5 protein-coding genes are annotated in these 6,874 nt (G+C 44.9%); all 5 read left to right on the forward strand.

Features of this window, described 5'->3' with window-relative positions; translation table 11 throughout:
* The first annotated feature begins 276 nt into the window (after positions 1–276).
* Complete coding sequence (locus tag A3739_RS15020) at positions 277–1,788, forward strand: fumarate hydratase (protein WP_068501934.1); 1,512 nt, start codon at positions 277–279, stop codon at positions 1,786–1,788.
* A 50-nt stretch (positions 1,789–1,838) separates the two neighbouring features.
* Positions 1,839–2,174, forward strand: coding sequence for a 4a-hydroxytetrahydrobiopterin dehydratase (locus A3739_RS15025; protein WP_068500301.1), 336 nt, complete (start codon positions 1,839–1,841; stop codon positions 2,172–2,174).
* 48 nt (positions 2,175–2,222) lie between these two features.
* A complete protein-coding gene (purU, locus tag A3739_RS15030; protein WP_068477017.1) occupies positions 2,223–3,077 on the forward strand; it encodes a formyltetrahydrofolate deformylase in 855 nt (284 codons plus the stop codon).
* A 276-nt stretch (positions 3,078–3,353) separates the two neighbouring features.
* On the forward strand, positions 3,354–5,987 hold the full coding sequence (gene gyrA, locus A3739_RS15035; RefSeq protein WP_068501936.1) for a DNA gyrase subunit A: 2,634 nt from the start codon (positions 3,354–3,356) through the stop codon (positions 5,985–5,987).
* Between the two features lie 11 nt (positions 5,988–5,998).
* Positions 5,999–6,874: chorismate mutase (gene pheA, locus A3739_RS15040; protein ID WP_068501939.1), on the forward strand; the 876-nt coding region annotated here is incomplete at its 3' end.

A 6,874-nucleotide genomic window follows, 5' to 3' on the forward strand; every position in this document is an offset into this window, starting at 1 on the left:
TTGTTCTAATTTGTGACGATGAAATATCGCTCTTCGAATACACTTTCTATTCGTATATCCCTTAACGTTAGACCATATCTTTTTGATGTCGAGTTTTTCCCTATGGTTCAATGGCTTGTTAACTATTTTTTAGACCTATGCCCAATGTTTTTGAACGCTATTTATTCGGACTACAAAGAAATTGGGTTTGAGAGTACAATTTCGTGCCACAAATTTGTGTTGTGCCGTAACGCACGCGCATTTAACCCTCCCAGCAAAAAGAATTAAGAGACGGATATGACTACGATTCGCCAAGATGACTTGATCGAGAGTGTTGCAGACGCGCTGCAGTTTATTTCTTATTACCACCCAGCAGATTTTATCAAGGCGGTTCACGAAGCGTATTTACGTGAAGAGTCGCAGGCTGCTAAAGATGCTATGGCTCAGATTCTTATTAATTCGCGCATGTGTGCTGAAGGTAAGCGTCCAATCTGTCAAGACACTGGCATTGTAACGGTCTTCGTGAAAGTAGGTATGAATGTTCAGTGGGATGCTCAAATGAGTTTGAGTGACATGATCAACGAAGGTGTGCGTCGTGCTTATACACATCCAGACAATGTTCTTCGTGCATCTATTTTGGCTGACCCAGCTGGCGCGCGTAAAAATACTAAAGACAATACTCCTGCTGTTATTCATTACGAAATTGTCGAAGGTGACAAAGTTCATGTAGAAGTGGCGGCTAAGGGTGGCGGTTCTGAGAATAAATCTAAGATGGTGATGCTTAATCCTTCTGACAGCATTGCTGATTGGGTCGTTAAAACTGTACCAACAATGGGGGCAGGTTGGTGTCCGCCGGGGATGTTAGGTATTGGTATTGGTGGTACGGCAGAGAAAGCCGCAGTGATGGCGAAAGAGTCATTGATGGATCCTATTGATATTCATGAGTTGCGAGAGCGCGGTCCACAAAATCGTATTGAAGAACTTCGTCTTGAGATTATGGATCGTGTTAATGAGCTAGGAATCGGTGCACAGGGTCTTGGCGGTTTGACGACCGTTCTTGATATCAAGATTAAAGATTATCCGACTCATGCGGCTTCATTGCCTGTTGCGATGATTCCAAATTGTGCTGCTACTCGCCACGCACACTTTACTTTGGATGGTTCTGGTCCAGCGCTACAAACTCCGCCTAGTCTTGATGATTGGCCAGAAATTACGTGGGAAGCTGGAGAAAATGTGAAGCGTATTAACCTTAATGCCGTCACGAAAGAAGAGGTTGCTGATCTTAAGCCGGGCGATACAGTTTTGTTGTCGGGTAAAATGCTGACGGGTCGTGATGCAGCGCATAAGAAGATGGTTGAAATGATCAGCAGCGGTGAAGAGCTGCCGGTTGATCTAACTGGTCGCTTTATTTATTACGTCGGGCCGGTTGACCCTGTTCGTGATGAGGTTGTTGGTCCAGCGGGTCCGACCACTGCGACGCGTATGGATAAATTTACGCACACGATGCTCGAGAAAACAGGCTTGCTTGGAATGATTGGTAAAGCAGAGCGCGGACAAGTAGCAATTGACGCAATCAAAGAGTTCGGATCAGTTTATTTGATGGCCGTGGGCGGCGCTGCGTACCTAGTTTCTAAGGCTATTAAGAACGCTGAGGTGGTCGCATTCCCTGAACTAGGTATGGAAGCGATATACGAATTTGACGTTGTCGATATGCCGGTTTCTGTTGCGGTAGATGCATTGGGTACGTCTGTTCATCAGACTGCGCCTGTTGAATGGCATGACAAGATCATTTCTGCCAAATCGGTATAAGGTCCTGATGCGTACTGCTATTGTTTTGTCATGCTCAATAGGAGGTATATATGTTAAGTAAAGAAACTTGTGAGGCGTGTCGTGCAGACGCGCCTCGTCTTTCTGACAATGAGATCAAAGACTTGTTATCTGAAGTTGATGGTTGGGAAGTCATTCATGAAGAGGGGCAAAATCGCCTTCATCGTGTTTTTAAAGTATCAAATTTTGTTAAAGCGCAAGAATTCGCCAATTCGATAGGTGATTATGCTGAGCAGGTTGGGCATCATCCTAGGCTTATTGTGGAGTGGGGGTGTTTAACGGTGACGTGGTGGTCTCACAAAATTGGAGGTCTGCATAGAAATGATTTTATCTGTGCAGCAAGAACGAGCGAGTTGCTTGGTCAATAGTTGCGTTTGCTCTGCTCGGTTTAAGCCGACTGTATTGGAATTGAAGTAATGGAAAGAACCTATCGTTTAGTTGTTTCGTGTCCTGATCGAACCGGGATTGTCGCAAAAGTGAGTAACTTTTTAGCGACATACAATGGTTGGATTACTGAGGCGAGTTATCACGCGGATCAAAAGAACGGTTGGTTCTTTATGCGTAACGAGATTAAGGCAAGTTCTCTGCCTTTTGATCTGGAAGGCTTTAAAGCGGCGTTTGCGCCGATTGCAAATGAGTTTTCGATGAAGTGGTCCGTTGCTGATTCGCATCAAAAGCCGAAAGTTGTTTTGATGGCTTCAAAGGAATCGCATTGTTTGGCTGATCTTCTGCATCGTTGGCATAGTGGTGAGTTGAACATAGATATTGTTGCTGTGATCGCGAACCATGAAGATTTGCGTCGGATGGTTGAATGGCACGAGATTCCATACCACTACGTTCCTGTCACAAAAGAAACAAAACCGCAGGCATTTAAGCAAATCGAAGAGTTGGTCGATTCTTACGAAACGGATTTAGTCGTGCTTGCGCGTTATATGCAGATACTACCTCCAGATTTGTGTGAGCGTTATGAGGGAAGGGTGATTAATATTCACCATAGTTTCTTGCCAAGTTTCGCGGGTGCAAAACCTTATCATCAGGCTTATGATCGTGGTGTGAAGTTGATCGGCGCAACGTGTCATTACGTGACGCAAGATCTCGATGAGGGGCCGATTATTGATCAGGATGTGATTCGTATTAATCACAGTGATACGATCGAAGATATGGTGCGCCTAGGCAAGGATGCAGAGAAGACTGTGTTGGCGCGTGGCTTGCGATTGCATATTGAAGATCGTGTTATCATTCATGAAAACAAAACGGTCGTATTCGCGTAAATTTCAGTTCTAAGGCGCGACTTTCTGTTGCGCTTTCTTCGCTTTCAGATCTTATTCAAAAATAGTGCGTTAACAAGCCCTCTAAAACGCGCTAAATGCTCTCTTTTGTTTTGTGCTTATGGTATAGTGCGTTGATTAATTTTGCGCTAACTTCCAAAATTGCTTTTGGTTTCAGTAAAACGCAAAGAAAGGCAAAGCGCTTCAATTTTTGCCTAATAACGATAAGTGCTCTAAGAGCATTACAAAAACGATCGAAATGAAAGGAATGCACTCCCTATGAGTGATCACGCTAAAGAAATCCTTCCCGTAAATATTGAAGATGAGTTGAAGCAGTCATACCTTGATTACGCGATGAGCGTAATCGTTGGTAGAGCATTGCCAGATGCTCGTGATGGTTTGAAACCTGTTCACCGACGTGTTCTTTTCGCAATGAGTGAATTGAACAACGATTGGAACAAAGCATACAAAAAGTCTGCTCGTGTTGTTGGTGATGTGATCGGTAAATACCACCCACATGGTGATTCTGCGGTCTACGATACAATTGTTCGTATGGCTCAGCCATTTTCTCTTCGTTACACATTGGTAGATGGTCAGGGTAACTTCGGTTCTATCGATGGGGATAATCCAGCTGCGATGCGTTATACGGAAATCCGTATGCAGAAGCTTGCGCATTCTTTGCTTGCTGATCTAGAGAAAGAAACGGTCGATTTTGTTCCTAACTATGATGGCACAGAGCAAATCCCAGAAGTCTTACCGACTCGTGTTCCTAACTTATTGGTGAATGGTTCATCAGGTATTGCGGTTGGTATGGCAACGAACATTCCTCCGCATAATTTGAATGAAGTTGTCAGTGGCTGTTTAGCCTTGTTAGACAATTCAGATATTACGACTGATGAGTTGATGGATTACATTCCTGGTCCAGATTTCCCGACTTCAGCGATTATTAACGGTCGAGCTGGTATTGTTCAGGCATATCAGACTGGTCGCGGTAAAATTTATCTACGCGCGCGTTATGAAGTGGAAACAGACGCGAAAGGTAAAGAGCGCATTGTCGTTACAGAAATTCCTTATCAGGTTAACAAGGCGCGTTTGATTGAGAAAATCGCAGAGCTTGTTAAAGATAAAAAGATCGAAGGGATTACCGAGCTTCGAGATGAGTCAAACAAAGAGGGCATGCGTATTGTTATTGAGTTACGTCGAGGTGAAGTGCCAGATGTAATTATGAATAACTTGTATTCTCAAACTCAGCTTGAGAACGTGTTTGGTATCAACATGGTTGCGCTTGTTGATGGTGAGCCAAAGACGATTAATCTTAAGCAGTCACTTGAGATTTTTGTTAAGCACCGTAGAGAAGTCGTTACCCGTCGTACTGTTTATTTGTTACGTAAAGCGAGAGAGCGTGGCCATATTCTCGAAGGTCTTACCGTCGCGCTTGCGAATATCGATCCAGTAATTGAGCTCATTAAGAAATCTCCAACCTCTGCTGAAGCGAAAGAAGCTTTGCTTGCTCAAGCTTGGGAGCCAGGTGCTGTAGTCGGCATGCTCGAGAAAGCGGGCGTTGATGCGTGTAAGCCTGATGATCTAGGCGAGGAATATGGATTTGTTGACGGTAAGTACCGTCTTTCTCCGACGCAAGCACAAGAAATTCTTAACATGCGCTTGCACCGTCTGACTGGTCTTGAGACAGAAAAACTCATTGCAGAATACAAAGAGATTCTTGAACGCATCACTGAGCTTCTTGGTATCTTAAGCGATCCAGATAAATTGATGGCTGTTATTCGTGAAGAGCTTGAAGCTATCAAAGAAGAGTATGGTGATGAGCGTTGCACAGAAATCATGTCTTCGCGTCGAGACCTAACAGTTGCAGACTTAATTACTGAAGAAGATTTAGTTGTCACTATTTCGCATGCAGGTTATGCGAAAACGCAGAAGCTTGAAGAATATCAGGCGCAGCGTCGTGGTGGGCGCGGTAAGTCTGCTACCACAATGAAAGATGAAGATTTTATTGAGAAACTCGTTGTCGCGAATTCACATGACACGATTTTGTGTTTCTCAAACAAAGGTAAAGTGTATTGGTTGCGTACCTTTGAGATTCCGCAAGCAAGCCGTGGTTCACGTGGCCGGCCAATGGTGAATATTTTGCCGCTTGACGAAGGTGAGCGTATTACGACGTTCCTGTCCGTTAATGAATACGCAGCCGATCATTACGTATTTATGGCGACCGCGAACGGCACCGTGAAGAAAACGCCTCTAGAGAACTTCTCGCGTCCGCGCCCTTCAGGTCTTATCGCTTTAGGTTTGGATGATGGCGATACGTTGATTGGCGCTGCTATCACTAATGGTGAGCGTGACATCATGCTCATGGGTAGTCACGGTAAGATGATCCGTTTCGATGAGAATGATGTGCGTGCGATGGGCAGAACGGCGCGTGGTGTGCGTGGTATTAAGTTGCCAGAAAATCACAGAGTTGTTTCTTTGATTCTTCCTGAGGAAGATGGCTTGTTGTTGGTGGCAAGTGAGAACGGTTACGGCAAGCGCACACGTCTTGATGAATTCTCAGTCATCAATCGTGGTGGTCAGGGTGTCATCGCAATGCAAGTGTCTGATCGAAACGGAAGCTTAGTGTCCGCTGTTCAAACATTTGAAGGCGATGAAATGATGCTGATCAGTGACAAGGGCACTCTCGTTCGATCGCGCACTGAAGAAGTTTCTGTCCTTGGTCGTAATACACAAGGTGTTCGTTTAATTAAACTCACCCAAGAGGGTGAACGCTTAGTGGCTGTAGAGCGTATCGAAGAACCAGAGTCAGAAGAATTAGATGATGAGGGTGTCGAAGAGGGTGCGGTACAAGCTGAATCTTCTGAGAGTGACTCTTCAAGTGATTCAACTGATGGCGATACACTGCAGTAATTGGCTTTGATATGACGAATGAAGCAGAAGCGTTAGGCCGCTTGCGTAAAGATATAGATCGAATTGATAGTGAAATTCATCGTTTGCTGAATGAGCGTGCAAAATGTGCGCAACAGGTTGCTGAAGTAAAGCAAGCTGCTTCAAATGGTGAAGAGGTTCAGTACTATCGTCCTGAGCGTGAGGCGCAAGTTTTACGCTCAGTGATGGAGCGCAATGAAGGCCCTCTCCCTGACGAGGATGTGGCGAAACTATTTCGTGAGGTCATGTCTTGTTGTTTAGCCCTAGAGCGCCCTCTCAAAGTTGCTTACTTAGGCCCAGAAGGTACATTTACGCATGCTGCGGCACTCAAACATTTCGGTCATTTCGTAAAAGCGGAACCGCTTTCAGCTATTGATGAAGTATTCCGAGAAGTAGAGTCGGGGCAAGTGAACTATGGCATCGTGCCAGTTGAAAACTCAACTGAAGGGATTGTTAATCATACTTTAGACAGCTTTATAGACTCACCTTTATTTATTGCAGGTGAGGTAAAGCTTCGCATACACCACAACTTGCTCAGCGGAACTGAAACCAAGCTTGAGAATGTGACCCGCGTTTATGCGCACCAGCAGGCGCTAGCACAATGCAGAAAATGGTTGGATTCGCATTGTCCGCAGGTTGAGCGTATTGCTGTATCGAGCAATGGTAAGGCTGCGAAACTAGCCGCTGAGGAGCCTGGAGTTGCTGCCATCGCAAGTGATATGGCGGCAGAGCTCTACGATTTAGATTTCCTAGCAAAAAATGTAGAAGACAGTCCTGATAACACGACACGTTTTCTTATTATCGGTTCTGAGGTCGTGCCTGCGAGCGGCGAAGATAAAACATCAATTATGGTTTCAGTGAAAGATAAG

The sequence above is a fragment of the Oleiphilus sp. HI0067 genome (assembly GCF_001635735.1).

Coding starts and splice junctions, on each gene's coding strand:
- gyrA (WP_068501936.1), top strand. CDS start 3,354: ATGAGTGATCACGCTAAAGAAATCCTTCCCGTAAATATTGAAGATGAG.
- purU (WP_068477017.1), top strand. CDS start 2,223: ATGGAAAGAACCTATCGTTTAGTTGTTTCGTGTCCTGATCGAACCGGG.
- A3739_RS15025 (WP_068500301.1), top strand. CDS start 1,839: ATGTTAAGTAAAGAAACTTGTGAGGCGTGTCGTGCAGACGCGCCTCGT.
- A3739_RS15020 (WP_068501934.1), top strand. CDS start 277: ATGACTACGATTCGCCAAGATGACTTGATCGAGAGTGTTGCAGACGCG.